General features: G+C 59.5%; 12 protein-coding genes. 7 read left to right on the top strand and 5 right to left on the bottom strand.

Features of this window, described 5'->3' with window-relative positions; genetic code table 11:
• Window positions 1-122: 122 nt before the first annotated feature.
• From V6Z53_RS27600 to ccsA, 4 genes are all read right to left on the bottom strand, one after another.
• Window positions 123-2,969, bottom strand: coding sequence for a valine--tRNA ligase (locus tag V6Z53_RS27600; RefSeq protein WP_338582830.1), 2,847 nt, complete (start codon window positions 2,967-2,969; stop codon window positions 123-125).
• 229 nt (window positions 2,970-3,198) lie between these two features.
• Window positions 3,199-4,512 (bottom strand): MFS transporter, encoded by a 1,314-nt coding sequence (locus tag V6Z53_RS27595; RefSeq protein WP_338582829.1) that lies wholly within the window; start codon window positions 4,510-4,512, stop codon window positions 3,199-3,201.
• A gap of 241 nt (window positions 4,513-4,753) precedes the next feature.
• Window positions 4,754-5,998 (bottom strand): transporter associated domain-containing protein, encoded by a 1,245-nt coding sequence (locus V6Z53_RS27590; RefSeq protein ID WP_338582828.1) that lies wholly within the window; start codon window positions 5,996-5,998, stop codon window positions 4,754-4,756.
• Window positions 5,999-6,010: 12 nt separating this feature from the next.
• On the bottom strand, window positions 6,011-6,823 hold the full coding sequence (ccsA, locus tag V6Z53_RS27585) for a cytochrome c biogenesis protein CcsA (RefSeq protein WP_338582826.1): 813 nt from the start codon (window positions 6,821-6,823) through the stop codon (window positions 6,011-6,013).
• Window positions 6,824-7,033: 210 nt separating this feature from the next.
• Here ccsA and ffh point away from each other — a divergent pair, with 210 nt between their 5' ends.
• The 5 genes from ffh (at window position 7,034) to rplS (ending at window position 10,605) form a co-directional block, all read left to right on the top strand.
• The gene (gene ffh / locus V6Z53_RS27580; RefSeq protein ID WP_338582825.1) at window positions 7,034-8,410 is read left to right on the top strand and encodes a signal recognition particle protein; all 1,377 of its coding nucleotides are present in this window, start codon (window positions 7,034-7,036) and stop codon (window positions 8,408-8,410) included.
• 250 nt (window positions 8,411-8,660) lie between these two features.
• The gene (gene rpsP / locus V6Z53_RS27575; protein ID WP_003198088.1) at window positions 8,661-8,912 is read left to right on the top strand and encodes a 30S ribosomal protein S16; all 252 of its coding nucleotides are present in this window, start codon (window positions 8,661-8,663) and stop codon (window positions 8,910-8,912) included.
• Window positions 8,913-8,917: 5 nt separating this feature from the next.
• On the top strand, window positions 8,918-9,454 hold the full coding sequence (gene rimM / locus V6Z53_RS27570; protein WP_034149001.1) for a ribosome maturation factor RimM: 537 nt from the start codon (window positions 8,918-8,920) through the stop codon (window positions 9,452-9,454).
• A gap of 44 nt (window positions 9,455-9,498) precedes the next feature.
• Entirely contained in the window at window positions 9,499-10,209 is a 711-nt protein-coding gene (gene trmD, locus V6Z53_RS27565) for a tRNA (guanosine(37)-N1)-methyltransferase TrmD (protein WP_239142514.1), read from the top strand.
• A 45-nt stretch (window positions 10,210-10,254) separates the two neighbouring features.
• The gene (gene rplS, locus V6Z53_RS27560; RefSeq protein ID WP_003175895.1) at window positions 10,255-10,605 is read left to right on the top strand and encodes a 50S ribosomal protein L19; all 351 of its coding nucleotides are present in this window, start codon (window positions 10,255-10,257) and stop codon (window positions 10,603-10,605) included.
• A gap of 153 nt (window positions 10,606-10,758) precedes the next feature.
• Here the strand turns inward: rplS and V6Z53_RS27555 are convergent, their stop codons facing one another.
• On the bottom strand, window positions 10,759-12,561 hold the full coding sequence (locus V6Z53_RS27555; RefSeq protein ID WP_338582824.1) for a sodium:proton antiporter: 1,803 nt from the start codon (window positions 12,559-12,561) through the stop codon (window positions 10,759-10,761).
• 109 nt (window positions 12,562-12,670) lie between these two features.
• Here V6Z53_RS27555 and xerD point away from each other — a divergent pair, with 109 nt between their 5' ends.
• Window positions 12,671-13,567: a site-specific tyrosine recombinase XerD gene (gene xerD / locus V6Z53_RS27550; protein WP_338582823.1), complete on the top strand. Its 897-nt coding sequence runs from the start codon at window positions 12,671-12,673 to the stop codon at window positions 13,565-13,567.
• Between the two features lie 142 nt (window positions 13,568-13,709).
• Entirely contained in the window at window positions 13,710-14,441 is a 732-nt protein-coding gene (dsbC, locus tag V6Z53_RS27545; RefSeq protein WP_338582822.1) for a bifunctional protein-disulfide isomerase/oxidoreductase DsbC, read from the top strand.
• Window positions 14,442-14,491 lie beyond the last annotated feature (50 nt).

Below are 14,491 nucleotides of genomic sequence, written 5' to 3'. Positions count from 1 at the left end.
AAGGCTTGCCCGCGATGACGATTCCGAAGGCGCCATCGCGGGCAAACCTTGCTCCTACAGAAAAACGGGCTGAATAAAAAAGGGAGACCACATGGGCCTCCCTTTTTCATTGCGATCTGCCGTTACAGGCTGGCAATCCGCGCATGCTGCTCGGCCAACTTGCCCAGAGCCTGTTCGGCTTCGGCCAGTTTGGCGCGTTCTTTCTCGATGACTTCAGCTGGCGCCTTATCAACGAAACCGGCGTTGGACAGTTTGCCGCCGACACGTTGCACTTCGCCTTGCAGACGCTGGATTTCCTTGTCCAGACGCGCGAGCTCTGCGCCTTTGTCGATCAGGCCGGCCATTGGCACCAGCACTTCCATCTCTCCGACCAGAGCGGTAGCGGACAGCGGTGCTTCTTCGCCGGCCGCCAGTACGGTGATCGATTCGAGGCGTGCCAGTTTCTTCAGCAGCGCTTCGTTCTCGGTCAGACGACGCTGATCTTCGGCGCTGACGTTCTTAAGGAACAGCGGCAGCGGTTTGCCCGGGCCGATATTCATCTCGCCACGGATGTTGCGAGTGCCGAGCATCAAGCCCTTGAGCCATTCGATGTCGTCTTCGGCGGCCGGATCGATGCGCGTTTCGTTGGCCACTGGCCAAGGTTGCAGCATGATCGTCTTGCCTTCGATGCCCGCCAGCGGCGCGATACGCTGCCAGATTTCTTCGGTGATGAACGGCATGAACGGGTGCGCCAGACGCAGAGCCACTTCCAGCACGCGAACCAGGGTGCGACGGGTGCCGCGCTGGCGCTCTACCGGCGCGTTTTCGTCCCACAGCACAGGCTTCGACAGTTCCAAATACCAGTCGCAATACTGGTTCCAGATGAACTCGTACAAGGCTTGTGCGGCCAGGTCGAAACGGAACTGGTCGAGCTGACGGGTCACTTCGGCTTCTGTGCGTTGCAGCTGAGAAATGATCCAGCGATCAGCCAGCGAGAGCTCGTAGGCTTCGCCGTTCTGGCCGCAGTCTTCGCCCTTGTCCAGCACGTAGCGCGCGGCGTTCCAGATCTTGTTGCAGAAGTTGCGATAGCCTTCGACGCGGCCCATGTCGAACTTGATGTCACGACCGGTGGACGCCAGCGAGCAGAAGGTGAAGCGCAGGGCGTCGGTGCCGTAGCTGGCGATGCCTTCGGCGAACTCGTCGCGGGTCTGCTTCTCGATCTTCTTCGCCAGTTTCGGCTGCATCAGGCCGGAGGTGCGTTTCTGCACCAGCTGTTCCAGCTCGATACCGTCGATGATGTCCAGCGGGTCCAGGACGTTGCCCTTGGACTTGGACATTTTCTGGCCCTGGCCATCACGCACCAGGCCGTGCACATACACAGTCTTGAACGGAACTTGCGGCGTGCCGTCTTCGTTTTTCACCAAATGCATGGTGAGCATGATCATCCGGGCAACCCAGAAGAAAATGATGTCGAAGCCGGTGACCAGCACGTCGGTGGAATGGAATTTCTTCAGGAATTCGGTCTGTTCCGGCCAGCCGAGGGTGGAGAACGTCCACAGGCCCGAGCTGAACCAGGTGTCGAGAACGTCGTTGTCCTGTTGCAGTGACACGTCCGGACCGAGGTTGTGCTTGGCACGTACTTCGGCTTCGTCGCGACCGACAAAGACCTTGCCCGACTCGTCGTACCAGGCCGGAATGCGGTGGCCCCACCACAGCTGACGGCTGATGCACCAGTCCTGGATGTCGCGCATCCACGAGAAGTACATGTTTTCGTATTGCTTGGGTACGAACTGGATGCGGCCGTCTTCAACGGCGGCAATCGCAGGCTCGGCCAGAGGCTTGGTGGACACGTACCACTGGTCGGTCAGCCAAGGCTCGATGATGGTGCCGGAGCGGTCGCCTTTCGGCACTTTCAGGCCGTGGTCGTCGACGCTGACCAACAGGCCTGCGGCTTCGAACGCAGCAACGATCTGCTTGCGCGCTTCGAAGCGGTCGAGACCGGCATATTCAGCCGGAATCTTGCCATCGATGGTTTCGTTCAGCGTGCCGTCGAGGTTGAACACCTGGCAGGCCGGCAGCACCGCTGCGTTCTTGTCGAAGATGTTCAGCAGCGGCAGATTGTGGCGCTTGCCGACTTCGTAGTCGTTGAAATCGTGGGCCGGGGTAATTTTCACGCAGCCGGTGCCGAATTCAGGGTCGCAGTAATCGTCGGCGATGATCGGGATGCGGCGGCCAACCAGCGGCAACTCGACAAATTTGCCGATCAGGGCTTTGTAGCGTTCATCGTTCGGGTTAACCGCGACGGCGGAGTCGCCGAGCATGGTTTCCGGGCGAGTGGTCGCGACGATCAGGTAGTCATTGCCTTCAGCAGTCTTGGCGCCATCGGCCAGCGGGTACTTCAGGTTCCACAGGAAGCCTTTCTCGTCGTGGTTTTCCACTTCGAGGTCGGAAATCGCCGTGTGCAGCTTGGTGTCCCAGTTGACCAGGCGCTTGCCGCGATAGATCAAACCGTCTTCGTGCAGGCGTACGAAGGCTTCTTTAACGGCTTCCGAGAGGCCATCGTCCATGGTGAAGCGCTCGCGGCTCCAGTCCACGGACGATCCGAGGCGACGGATCTGACGGCTGATGTTGCCGCCGGATTCATCCTTCCATTCCCAGACTTTCTCGAGGAATTTTTCACGGCCCAGGTCGTGGCGATTCTGGCCTTTGGCTTCGAGCTGACGCTCCACCAGCATCTGCGTGGCGATACCGGCGTGGTCGGTGCCCGGCTGCCACAGGGTGTTGCGACCCTGCATGCGACGGAAACGGATCAGGGCGTCCATGATCGCGTTGTTGAAACCGTGACCCATGTGCAGGCTGCCGGTGACGTTCGGCGGCGGGATCATGATGGTGTAGGACTCGCCCGCGCCTTGCGGGGCGAAGTAATTCTCTGACTCCCAGGTGTTGTACCAGGAAGTTTCAATGGCGTGCGGCTGGTAGGTCTTATCCATGCGCGGCGGGACCCTATTGGCATTTATTCAGGAAAAGCCGGGAAGTATAGCGGGGATGAGCGGATGCGCGTAGAGCGAGGTGACAATGGGTGGGGGAAAAGTTGAGTTGTGTTTTGTCAGTGAGGGCCCCATCGCTGGCAAGCCAGCTCCCACAGGTTATGTGTCGTATTGCTATTTTGTGAACGACACCAAACCCTGTGGGAGCGGGCTTGCCCGCGATAGCGATCTGTCAGGTGATCTGATTCAAATCGTTATGCCGTGTTTCCTTCAGGCACAGCACGGCAATCAAACTCAGCACCGCCGCCCCGGACACATACCCGCCGACATAACTCAAACCACCCATCGCCACCAGCTTCTGCGCGAAGAACGGCGCCGCCGAGGCCCCGACAATGCCGCCCAGGTTGTAGGCCGCCGACGCGCCGGTATAGCGCACGTGGGTTGGAAACAGTTCCGGCAGCAGGGCACCCATGGGTGCAAACGTCACGCCCATCAGGAACAGTTCGATGCACAGGAACAGTGCCACGCCCCAGGTCGAGCCCTGTGTCAGCAATGGCTCCATCAGGAAACCGGACAGAATCGCCAGTACGCCGCCGATGATCAGCACCGGTTTGCGTCCGTAGCGATCACTGGCCCACGCCGACAGCGGGGTAGCGGCGGCCATGAACAGCACGGCGAAGCACAGCAGTCCAAGGAAGGTTTCACGGCTGTAGCCGAGTGTCGCCACGCCGTAGCTCAGCGAAAACACCGTCGAGATGTAAAACAGCGCGTAACACACCACCATGGCACCAGCACCCAGCAGAACGGGAACCCAGTATTGGCTGAACAGCTCGACCAACGGGATTTTCACTCTTTCCTGGCGGGCCATGGCATTGGCGAATACCGGGGTCTCATGCAGCTTGAGGCGTACGTACAGACCCACCATCACCAGCGCGGCGCTGAGCAGGAACGGAATCCGCCAGCCCCACGAGCGGAACTGTTCATCATTCAGCGTCATGGCCAGGGTCAGGAACAAACCGTTCGCCGCAAGAAAGCCAATCGAAGGCCCGAGCTGTGGAAACATGCCGAACCAGGCGCGTTTGCCTTTGGGGGCGTTCTCCGTGGCGAGCAAAGCTGCGCCGCCCCATTCGCCGCCCAATCCCAGGCCTTGGCCGAACCGCAGCACGCAGAGCAGGATCGGCGCCCAAGCGCCAATGCTGTCGTAACCCGGCAGCACGCCGATCAGCGTGGTACACACGCCCATCAGCAGGAGAGAGGCGACCAGGGTCGATTTGCGGCCGATGCGATCGCCGAAGTGACCGAACAATGCCGACCCCAAGGGGCGCGCAAGGAATGCGATGCCGAATGTGAGAAAGGCCGAAAGCATCTGGGCCGTGCCGGACGTCTGCGGAAAGAACACCGGACCGATCACCAGCGCTGCTGCGGTGGCGTAAACGTAGAAGTCGTAGAACTCGATGGCAGTGCCGATGAAGCTCGCGGTGGCCACGCGGGTGGCGGAGTTCGTCGGTTGCGCAGGTGCGTCGTCGTAAGTCGTGCTGGTTGTCATGCGGTTATCCCTGACAGTCATGTGCCCCAGTGGAGCGAATTATTATGGTCGAGAACCCAGGGATGTGGGTGAAGGCACGGTCGCTGTTCCAGGTAGGAACAGTCGTCGGTTTGCTGCGGAGTTTGCCGATGGTCGGGCCGGAACTTGCGGTGTGCGGGGTAAGCACTGGGCCGGCGAGGCTTGGGTAAGCGCCTTGATTATAGGAAGGTGGCTAACGATTCAACAAGAGGCGAAAACGCGCTTAATTGACGGCGGCCGCGACGGGGGCTGGGCCGGTGTGCCAGATCAATACCCGGGTGACACGATTGTCTTCGGTCTCAAGGATTTCCAGGCGATAACGACCGATTTTCAGGCATACCGCGCTCTCTGGAATGGTTTCCAGCGCTTCAGTCACCAGACCGTTGAGGGTTTTCGGGCCGTCGCTTGGCAGATGCCAGCCGAGGCTCTTGTTCAGCTCGCGGATTGACGCAGCACCATCGATCACCAGGCGGCCATCGGCCTGTGGATGAATGTGCGGATTATTGAGGCTTTGCTGGCTTTCGAACTCGCCGACGATTTCTTCGAGAATATCTTCCAGGGTCACGATGCCGAGCACTTCGCCGTACTCGTCCACCACCATGCCCAGGCGACGCTGCTGCTTGTGGAAGTTCAGCAGTTGCAGTTGCAACGGGGTGCTTTCCGGTACGAAGTAAGGTTCGCGGCTGGCCGCCATCAGCGCTTCCAGGGTCAGGCTGCCATCGGGGAGCAAGTGGCCGATTTGCCGGGTGTTGAGCACCGCTTCGACCTGGTTGATATCGCTGTGGAACACCGGCAGGCGAGTGCGGGTGTTTTTGCGCAATTGCTCGATGATGTCCTCGATCGGGTCGTCGAGGTTGATCCCGTCGACTTCACTGCGCGGTACCAGAATGTCGTTGACCGTGATGTTGTCCAGCGCATGGATGCCTGGCAATGGATGCTGGCGATGGACTGCAGGCTCGCGATCGTCATGCTGGTCGTTCGGCGGCTCGTCTTCGCTCTGCTGGACGACTTTGGCCTTGCGGGCAAACGGGCGCATCAGCAGTTGGCTGAAGTTGTTGAGCAACCAGGCTGCCGGGTAAACGATTTTCAGCGGTATGCGCAGCAGGTTGTTGCCAAAGGCGAGGATTGCATCCGGATGGCGGACGGCGAGGGCGCGCGGCAAATAATCGGCAAACACCAACAGGATGGCGGTCGCGCCGAGGCAGGCTGCCCATGGACCGTTTTCGGCCCAGGTGAAAATCGCCAGCAGGGTGCAGATAACTACCACCAATGCGCGACAGAGGGTATTGCAGAAGATCAGGCTGTCGAGCGGGAAGCTCAGTCTGGCCAGCGGCTTGTCGCTAGAACGGGAAGCGTTGCGCTTGGCCAGCAAGTGTTGATGCGCGGCTTCAATGGCGGAAAACAGCCCCGACCATAAAGTCAGCAGGACCACTACGGCGATCATCGGCCCTAAGGGCAATTCGTCCATTAATGCCGCCCGTCAGATGTGCAGGATGTATTCACGAACCAGCTTGCTGCCGAAATACGCCAGCATCAGCAGGCAGAATCCGGCGAGGGTCCAGCGAATGGCCTTGTGTCCGCGCCAGCCGAGGCGGTTACGGCCCCAGAGCAACACGCTGAAGACGATCCAGGCCAGGCAGGCCAGCAAGGTTTTGTGCACCAGATGTTGCGCGAACAGGTTGTCGACGAACAGCCATCCGGAGATCAGCGACATCGACAACAGCGTCCAGCCGGCCCACAGGAAACCGAACAGCAGGCTTTCCATGGTTTGCAGCGGCGGGAAGTTCTTGATCAGCCCGGACGGGTGCTTGTGCTTTAGCTGATGGTCCTGAAGGAGCAGGAGCAGCGACTGGAATACCGCAATGGTGAACATGCCGTAGGCGAGGATCGACAATAGTATGTGGGCCAGGATGCCCGGCGCCTCGTCGATGATCTGCACCGTGCCGGCAGGGGCGAACTGCGCCAGCAGCACGGTCGCGGCCCCGAGCGGGAACAGCAAGACCAGCAGGTTTTCCACCGGAATGCGTGAACACGCGATCAGGGTCAGGGCGATGACCGCTGCGGCAATCAGGCTGGCGGCGCTGAAGAAATCCAGGCCCAGGCCGATCGGTGTCAACAGGTGGGCGAACAGGCTGGCGCTGTGGGCCAGCACGGCAAGCACACCGAGCGTGACCAGCAGGCGTTTGTTCGCCTTGGCGCAGTTGGCCAGGCGAGTGCCTTGATAGAAAGTCGCAGCGGCATATAAACAAGCGGCGGCGAGGGTGGTAAGCGAACTGGGTGACAAGGGGAGCATAAGTCCTGTTAGGCAAGCCCGAAAGGCGCTGAGTTTGGCATAGAACCCACGCAGCACGAAAGACCACGCAAGCTGACGACGAGGTGTCCGCCGGACGCAGTCTTCGCTATAATCCGCGACCTGCCCACGCCGCAGGCTCGCCGAGCACATGTTTAGTCCGGTCCGGGCCGCCATTATCCCGGTCTACACAGGGCCTGAAAGGATCGCGCAATGTTTGAAAACTTAACCGACCGTCTCTCGCAGACGCTGCGCCATGTCACCGGCAAGGCGAAGCTGACCGAGGACAACATCAAAGACACCCTGCGCGAAGTGCGCATGGCGTTGCTCGAAGCCGACGTCGCCCTGCCGGTGGTCAAGGACTTCGTCAATTCGGTCAAGGAACGTGCCGTCGGCACCGAAGTGTCGCGCAGCCTGACACCGGGCCAGGCCTTCGTGAAGATCGTCCAGGCCGAACTCGAAAGCCTGATGGGCGCGGCCAACGAAGATTTGAACCTGAGCGCCGTGCCGCCAGCGGTCATTCTGATGGCCGGTTTGCAAGGTGCGGGTAAAACCACCACCGCCGGCAAGCTCGCGCGCTTCCTTAAAGAGCGCAAGAAGAAGTCGGTCATGGTCGTGTCCGCGGACGTTTACCGTCCGGCGGCGATCAAGCAGCTGGAAATGCTGGCTGGTGAAGTTGGCGTTACCTTCTTCCCATCCGACCTGAGCCAGAAGCCGGTCGAGATCGCGCAAGCGGCTATTAAGGAAGCAAAACTCAAATTCATCGACGTGGTCATCGTCGATACCGCCGGCCGCCTGCACATCGATGAAGAGATGATGGGCGAGATCAAGGCGCTGCATGCCGCGATCAATCCGGTCGAAACCCTGTTCGTGGTCGACGCCATGACCGGCCAAGACGCCGCCAACACGGCCAAGGCCTTTGGCGATGCGCTGCCACTGACCGGTGTGATCCTGACCAAGGTCGACGGCGACGCCCGTGGCGGTGCCGCGCTGTCGGTGCGTGCCATCACCGGCAAGCCGATCAAGTTCATCGGTATGGGCGAGAAGAGCGAAGCGCTCGACCCGTTCCACCCTGAGCGTATTGCTTCGCGCATCCTCGGCATGGGCGACGTGCTCAGCCTGATCGAGCAGGCGGAAGCGACCCTTGACAAGGACAAGGCCGACAAACTGGCCAAGAAGCTGAAGAAGGGCAAAGGCTTCGACCTCGAAGACTTCCGCGATCAGCTGCAACAGATGAAGAACATGGGCGGCCTCGGCGGCCTCATGGACAAGCTGCCGAACATGGGCGGCGTGAACCTGGCGCAAATGGGCAATGCCCAGACTGCGGCAGAGAAGCAGTTCAAGCAGATGGAAGCCATCATCAACTCCATGACCCCGGCCGAGCGCCGCGACCCTGAGCTGATCAGCGGTTCGCGCAAACGCCGCATCGCCATGGGTTCCGGCACGCAGGTGCAGGACATCGGTCGCTTGATCAAGCAGCACAAGCAGATGCAGAAGATGATGAAGAAGTTCTCCGCGAAAGGCGGAATGGCCAAGATGATGCGCGGCATGGGTGGCATGCTACCCGGCGGCGGCATGCCGAAAATGTAAAGAATCCGCGCCGGCCATCAGGTCGGCGCTGCCCCGCACGGACGTGGGATACACAGCAAACCCGCACTTGGCGGGAGCTGACCGGCCGTTTTCAACGACGGCTCTATAGCAAATCTGCATGGCGACCGATAGGCCGCCGGAAAAAGTCATTTGCAAAAGTCCGGATATTCCTTAGAATATGCGGCCTTTCGGGCACCTATGCCCGCTGTGCCTTTAGATTTGCAGCACCGACTACAGGAACGATGTTCACATGCTAACAATCCGTCTTGCCCTTGGCGGCTCCAAAAAGCGCCCGTTTTACCACTTGACCGTAACCGACAGCCGCAACCCGCGCGACGGTTCGCACAAGGAACAGGTTGGTTTCTTCAACCCTGTTGCTCGTGGTCAAGAAGTCCGTCTGTCCGTGAACCAAGAGCGCGTAGCCTACTGGCTGAGCGTTGGTGCACAACCTTCTGAGCGCGTTGCTCAGTTGTTGAAGGAATCTGCTAAGGCTGCGGCCTGAGCAATATGAACGCGACGCCAGCTGTTGCTGATGATTTGATCGTTATCGGCAAGATTTACTCGGTTCACGGCGTTCGCGGCGAAGTGAAGGTGTACTCCTTTACTGATCCGATTAAGAACCTGCTGGATTACAAAACCTGGACGCTCAAGCGTGACGGCAATGTAAAGCAGGTAGAGCTGGTCAGCGGACGCGGGAACGACAAGTTCCTGGTCGCAAAGCTCAAGGGTCTCGATGATCGTGAAGAAGCTCGTCTTCTGGCCGGTTATGAGATCTGCGTGCCGCGCAACCTGTTCCCTGAACTGACCGACGGCGAGTACTACTGGTACCAGCTGGAAGGTCTCAAGGTCATCGACACCCTCGGACAACTGTTCGGGAAGATCGATCACCTGCTGGAGACCGGCTCGAATGATGTAATGGTGGTCAAGCCTTGCGCTGGCAGCCTGGATGATCGCGAACGCCTGTTGCCGTATACCGAGCAATGCGTGTTGGCCATCGACCTGGCAGCAGGCGAGATGAAGGTGGATTGGGACGCGGACTTCTAAGCGTGGCTAACTTGCGCGTAGAAGTGATCAGTTTGTTTCCCGAGATGTTCTCCGCCATCAGCGAGTACGGCATCACCAGTCGGGCGGTGAAACAGGGGCTCTTGCAGCTCACCTGTTGGAACCCGCGAGACTACACGACGGATCGACATCACACTGTGGATGATCGCCCATTTGGCGGTGGTCCGGGCATGGTGATGAAGATCAAGCCCCTGGAAGATGCTCTGGTTCAGGCCAAGGCAGCAGCCGGGGAGGGAGCGAAGGTAATTTACCTGTCCCCCCAAGGCCGTCAACTGACTCAGTCGGCGGTACGCGAGTTGGCGAATCTGGATGCATTGATCCTGATTGCCGGCCGCTATGAAGGCATTGACGAGCGTTTTATTGATGCTCATGTCGATGAAGAGTGGTCGATTGGCGACTATGTACTGTCTGGCGGCGAGCTGCCGGCGATGGTCCTGATCGATGCGGTTACACGACTGCTGCCTGGAGCTTTAGGGCATGCGGACTCCGCCGAGGAAGATTCCTTTACGGATGGTTTGCTGGATTGCCCGCACTACACCCGACCGGAGGTGTATGCGGATCAGCGTGTTCCCGACGTATTGCTAAGTGGCAATCACGCGCACATCCGGCGTTGGCGTTTACAGCAGTCCCTTGGTCGGACCTATGAACGACGCGCCGATCTTCTGGAAAGCCGCTCGCTTTCTGGAGAAGAGAAGAAGCTGCTCGAGGAATACATCCGCGAGCGGGACGATAGTTAACAACGTATCGATGGTAAATCCGACGATTTACCTTAGGAGCACAGCATGACTAACAAAATCATCCTTGCACTCGAAGCAGAGCAGATGACCAAAGAGATCCCTACCTTTGCACCGGGCGACACCATTGTCGTTCAGGTAAAAGTAAAGGAAGGCGACCGTTCGCGTCTGCAAGCGTTCGAAGGTGTTGTTATCGCCAAGCGTAACCGCGGCGTAAACAGTGCATTCACCGTTCGTAAAATCTCCAACGGTGTTGGCGTAGAGCGTACTTTCCAGACCTACTCCCCGCAGATCGACAGCATGGCTGTTAAACGTCGCGGTGACGTACGTAAAGCCAAGCTGTACTACCTGCGCGACCTGTCGGGTAAAGCAGCTCGCATCAAGGAAAAACTGGCTTAAGTCCAGCTTCCGATGCAGAAAAAAGCAGCCTGCGGGCTGCTTTTTTGTTGCCTGCGATTTAGTAATGCTGAAAAAGATCACAGCCTTCGGCAGCTCCTACAGGATGAATGCAGAGTCCGTGTAGGAGCTGCCGAAGGCTGCGATCTTTTGGGATCACTCCGTCTCGGGCTGAATCAACGCCAGCAACGTCCACCCCGCCGCAGGCTTGAGCGAGCTATCCGGCGTCACCACATGCACCCAGCCACTGTCATCGCGCAGGAACAGCAAGGTCGCGCGATCGCCATGCAGCATCCGGTAATCCTCCCAGCCGAAACCATCCGTCAACGTCGTGCTGTACAGCTCGGCACTCTGACTGAGCTGACTGGCGAATTTGCCGTAGGTCAGCGCCTCACTGCCCAGTTGATTGCCACGATGTTCCAGGCTTGTCCGATGTTTGTCGGTGCGACGGCTTTCCTGGCCGCTGGCCAGGCCGAACATCCGCTGATGGCCAAAGTCGTGACGGAAACGCATCAGCGCCAGTGTGTTCATTTCGCCTGACGGTGACAGCGCCAACAAATGTCCGAGCCCCACCAGATCCAGATGCGCATCGGCATGTTGAGAGGCCGGGTTGCCGAAATAAGTCGGTAGGCCTTCCATACGTGCCGCTCGAATGTTCTCCCAGCTCGAGTCGGTCAGCAGTACGCGGCTGCCCAGCTGTTGCAGCGCCTTGCCCAGCGTGCGAGCCGGCCCATTGGCGCCGATGATGAGGAAGCCGCTCGGCGCCGGCTCAGCCACCTTCAGCAAGCGCGCCAATGGCCGCGCCGTCGCACTTTGCAGTACCACGGTGCCGATGATGACGGCGAAGGTCAGCGGCACCAGCAGCAGCGCGCCTTCGTGACCGGCCTCGTGCAAGCGAATCGCAAATATCGCCGACACCGCTGCCGCGACGATACCGCGAGGCGCGATCCATCCCAGCAGCGCCCGTTCGCGCCAGCTCAGGCTTGAGCCCGCGGTAGAAATCAGCACATTCAAGGGGCGGGCAATCAGTTGAATCACCAGTAGCAGAATCAGCACCAAAGGCCCGAGACCGATCATGGCGTTCAGGTCCAGTCGAGCTGCCAGCAGAATGAACAACCCGGAAATCAGCAGGACAGTTAGGTTTTCCTTGAAGTGCAGGATGTGCCGCACATCCACGCCTTTCATGTTGGCCAGCCACATGCCCATCAGCGTCACGGCCAGCAAGCCGGATTCGTGCATCACCTCGTTGGCGATGATGAATATCCCCAGCACAGCCGCGAGCGCTGCCAGGTTGTGCAGGTATTCCGGCAGCCACTGGCGGCGAATCAGAGTGCCGAGCAACCAGCCACCAAAAATGCCGAACAGACTGCCGCACAGAATCACGCCACTAAAGGTCAGCAAACTTTCCTTGAGCCCGTGGCCCTCGGCACTGGCGATGATGAAGCTGTAGACGACCACCGCCAGCAACGCGCCGATCGGGTCGATGACGATGCCTTCCCAGCGCAGAATGTTGGCAATCGAGGCTTTCGGGCGCACGACGCGCAGCATCGGCACGATCACGGTCGGCCCGGTGACCAGCGTCAGGCTGCCGAAGAGAATGGCCAGCATCCAGTCGAATCCCAGCAGCCAGTGAGTGGCGAGAGCGATGACTACCCAGGTCGAGAGCGCACCAATGGTGACCAGTCGGTGAACGACGCTGCCAATCTCGCGCCACTCCGACAAGTGCAGCGTCAGGCTGCCTTCGAACAGAATCAGCGCCACCGCCAGCGACACCAGCGGCATCAGCAATGGGCCGAACATTTCCTGTGGATCAAGCAGATGCAACACCGGGCCGAACAAAACCCCGGTCAACAACAGAAACAGAATCGCCGGTAGCTTCAGGCGCCACGCCAGCCATTGGCACCCCAGTGCCGCCGCGCCAATTCCGCCAAATGCCAACAAAATCTGCTGTTCGCTCATTGCTGCTCCCTGTTCCTTGAATTTGCAGGCTATGAAAGACTAGCGGTCGTATCTACCGTTCACGTTGATTTTTTTTGCGGCAGTCCCAAGGCTGCGCGTTTGAGTGCCCATGCCTGCCATCGATCATCCACTGATAGACCAATTCCTCGACGCCCTCTGGCTGGAGAAAGGACTTTCCGACAACACCCGTGATGCCTATCGCAGCGACCTGGCCCTGTTCAACGGCTGGTTGCAGGAGAAGGGACTGGAACTGGTGAACGCGGGCCGGGAGTTGATTCTTGATCACCTGGCTTGGCGCCTGGAGCAAAACTACAAACCCCGTTCCACTGCGCGATTTCTCTCCGGTGTACGAGGCTTTTATCGCTATTTACTGCGGGAAAAGCTGATCGCCGTCGATCCGACCCTTCGCGTCGACATGCCACAGCTCGGTAGGCCGTTGCCTAAATCGTTGTCGGAAGCTGACGTGGAAGCACTGCTCAAGGCGCCGGACCTGAGCGAGGCGATCGGCCAGCGTGATCGCGCCATGCTCGAAGTGCTTTACGCCTGTGGCCTGCGGGTAACCGAGTTGATCAGCCTGACGCTGGAGCAGGTCAATTTACGTCAAGGTGTGCTGCGAGTGATGGGCAAGGGCAGCAAGGAGCGGCTGGTGCCGATGGGCGAGGAGGCGATTGTCTGGGTCGAGCGCTACATGCGCGATGCCCGCAGCGAACTCCTCGGCGGACGCCCAAGCGATGTGATGTTCCCCAGCCTGCGCGGCGAGCAGATGACCCGGCAGACGTTCTGGCACCGCATCAAGCATCAGGCCAAGGTCGCGGGGATCGGCAAGTCGCTGTCGCCGCACACGTTGCGTCATGCGTTCGCTACGCACTTGCTCAACCACGGTGCGGATTTGCGGGTGGTGCAGATGCTGTTGGGCCACAGTGACCTGTCCACAACTCAGATCTATACCCATGTCGCCCGGGCGCGATTGCAGGATTTGCATGCCAAACACCACCCGCGCGGTTGACCGTTAATGTCTTGCGTCAGCCGCATTCGGCCACGCCGGCCTTATGTGATAGGCTTTGCCGGTTTGCACGATGGGCGGTTATGACCCGGTGTTTTGGTACCGGCGTTCTGGTCGTCCCATTTGTCCGCCTTCAGGAGTTCTCATGCGTCTGACCCAGATTTTCGCCGCCGCAGCCATTGCGTTGGTCAGCACCTTTGCCGTCGCCGATGACGCGGCCGACAAAGCCATTCGTAAAAGCCTGGAAAACCTCCAGCTCGAAGTGCCGGTAGAGACCATCACCGCCAGTCCGCTGCCAGGCCTGTACGAAGTCAAACTCAAGGGCAGCCGCGTGCTGTACGCCAGCGCCGACGGCCAATATGTCGTTCAGGGCTACATGTTCCAGCTCAAGGACGGCAAACCGGTCAACCTGACCGAGAAGACTGAACGCCTGGGCATCTCCAAACTGGTCAACGACATCCCGGTTGCCGAAACCGTGGTGTACCCGGCCATCGGCGAAACAAAGTCGCACATCACCGTATTCACCGACACCACCTGTCCGTACTGCCACAAACTCCACGCCGAGATCCCGGAGCTGAACAAGCGCGGCATCGAAGTGCGTTATGTGGCGTTCCCGCGTCAGGGCCTGGGCTCGCCGGGTGATGAACAACTGCAAGCGGTGTGGTGCTCGAAAGACAAGAAAGCGGCCATGGATAAAATGGTCGACGGCAAGGAAATCAAGGCCGCCAAGTGCGATAACCCGGTTTCCAAGCAGTTCGCCCTCGGTCAGTCGATCGGCGTGAACGGCACACCGGCCATCGTTTTGGCCGACGGTCAGGTCATTCCGGGCTACCAGCCTGCGCCACAAGTCGCCAAACTGGCGCTGGGCGCGAAGTAAAATTCGCATCGTCACGGTCAGCCATTGACGAGCATGGTCCGGCAGCGACA

Origin of the sequence: Pseudomonas sp. MAG733B, assembly GCF_036884845.1 — a bacterium.
Lineage (GTDB): Bacteria > Pseudomonadota > Gammaproteobacteria > Pseudomonadales > Pseudomonadaceae > Aquipseudomonas.
Note: the sequence above shows the minus strand (reverse complement) of the source record. Positions and strands in the feature narration are given on the sequence as shown.

Excerpts from the sequence above, each read along its gene's own strand:
- rplS (WP_003175895.1), top strand. The coding sequence starts at position 10,255 with ATGACTAACAAAATCATCCTTGCACTCGAAGCAGAGCAGATGACCAAA.
- V6Z53_RS27595 (WP_338582829.1), bottom strand. The coding sequence starts at position 4,512 with ATGACAACCAGCACGACTTACGACGACGCACCTGCGCAACCGACGAAC.
- dsbC (WP_338582822.1), top strand. The coding sequence starts at position 13,710 with ATGCGTCTGACCCAGATTTTCGCCGCCGCAGCCATTGCGTTGGTCAGC.
- ccsA (WP_338582826.1), bottom strand. The coding sequence starts at position 6,823 with ATGCTCCCCTTGTCACCCAGTTCGCTTACCACCCTCGCCGCCGCTTGT.
- xerD (WP_338582823.1), top strand. The coding sequence starts at position 12,671 with ATGCCTGCCATCGATCATCCACTGATAGACCAATTCCTCGACGCCCTC.
- V6Z53_RS27555 (WP_338582824.1), bottom strand. The coding sequence starts at position 12,561 with ATGAGCGAACAGCAGATTTTGTTGGCATTTGGCGGAATTGGCGCGGCG.
- V6Z53_RS27600 (WP_338582830.1), bottom strand. The coding sequence starts at position 2,969 with ATGGATAAGACCTACCAGCCGCACGCCATTGAAACTTCCTGGTACAAC.
- rpsP (WP_003198088.1), top strand. The coding sequence starts at position 8,661 with ATGCTAACAATCCGTCTTGCCCTTGGCGGCTCCAAAAAGCGCCCGTTT.
- trmD (WP_239142514.1), top strand. The coding sequence starts at position 9,499 with ATGTTCTCCGCCATCAGCGAGTACGGCATCACCAGTCGGGCGGTGAAA.
- V6Z53_RS27590 (WP_338582828.1), bottom strand. The coding sequence starts at position 5,998 with ATGGACGAATTGCCCTTAGGGCCGATGATCGCCGTAGTGGTCCTGCTG.
- ffh (WP_338582825.1), top strand. The coding sequence starts at position 7,034 with ATGTTTGAAAACTTAACCGACCGTCTCTCGCAGACGCTGCGCCATGTC.
- rimM (WP_034149001.1), top strand. The coding sequence starts at position 8,918 with ATGAACGCGACGCCAGCTGTTGCTGATGATTTGATCGTTATCGGCAAG.